This window comes from Vibrio sp. 1249-1 (assembly GCF_033340495.1).
Genome location: NZ_JAWOWJ010000086.1, coordinates 1 through 1,203, shown reverse-complemented (window position 1 = coordinate 1,203; position 1,203 = coordinate 1). Strand labels below are relative to the sequence as shown.

The window sequence follows — 1,203 nt, the reverse complement described above, 5'->3', positions numbered from 1 at the left end:
TGATCAAGCGAGAAACTTGCGGCTTTTTGCCTTGGCGGGAACTCTTTGAAGGTTTCTAGGAATCGACCAACATACGCTTGTGCTGGTACCAACATGTAGGCGCGATCAAGCATCCAATCGTAGTACGTGTTGGAGGTAACATCCGCAACTTCATAAGGGTCCATGCGCAAGTTGAAGATCTTCGGCACACGTAATTTGGTGAATGGTTCAGCCCAAATACGCAACGTACCTTTTGCACGTTGTTCCATGAAGACCAATTTCCACTTGTTGTAACGAAGCGCAGTTAAATCGCCATCGTCCGAGAAGTAGAAAATCTCTTCACGCGGTGCTTTCTCTTCTTTACCAGTGAGGTATGGCAGGAAGTTATAACCATCTAGGTGAACTTTGAATTTCTTATCACCCGCGCTGTAACCTTTAAGCAGTTTCTCTTTGATGTTGTCATCACCAGCGGCGGCTACAAATGTAGGCATCCAGTCCATGTGGTGCATGATGTCATTCGAAACAGAACCCGCTTTAATTTTACCTGGCCAACGTACCATTGCAGGAACACGGTACGCACCTTCCCAGTTGGTATTTTTCTCGCCACGGAATGGCGTTGTGCCTGCATCTGGCCACGAGTTCATGTGTGGGCCATTATCGGTTGAGTAGAAGACAATGGTGTTGTCTTTAATGCCTAAGTCATCCACTTTTTTCAGTAGCTGACCAACATGGTTGTCGTGCTCTACCATACCATCTGCGTATTCACCCAAACCTGTTGTACGGTTTTCTTCTTTCACATGCGTCCAAACGTGCATGCGCGTTGCGTTGTACCACAAGAAGAACGGCTTGTTCGCTTTAACTTGACGCTCCATAAAGTTCATTGCCGCGTCTAACGTTTCTTGGTCGACCGTTTCCATGCGCTTACGCGTCAAAGGACCTGTGTCTTCAATTTTGCCATCGGCATAAGAATGGATTACGCCACGCGGGCCAAAGTTTTTGCGGAACGCAGGATCTTTCGGGTAATCAGGGTTTTCAGGCTCTTCTTCCGCGTTCAAGTGGTAAAGGTTACCCATGAACTCATCAAAACCGTGGTTTGTTGGCAACATTTCATCTTTGTCACCAAGGTGGTTTTTACCAAATTGGCCTGTCGCGTAGCCCATATCTTTAAGTGCCGTCGCCATTGTAATGTCTTGCGGTTGAAGACCTTGTTCTGCACCCGGTAGG

General features: G+C 47.3%; 1 protein-coding gene. It reads right to left on the bottom strand.

Annotated features, from left to right (window positions below; all coding sequences use genetic code 11):
- On the bottom strand, positions 1-1,203 hold a 1,203-nt coding region (locus tag R7Z50_RS24430; protein ID WP_318149338.1), incomplete at both ends, for an arylsulfatase.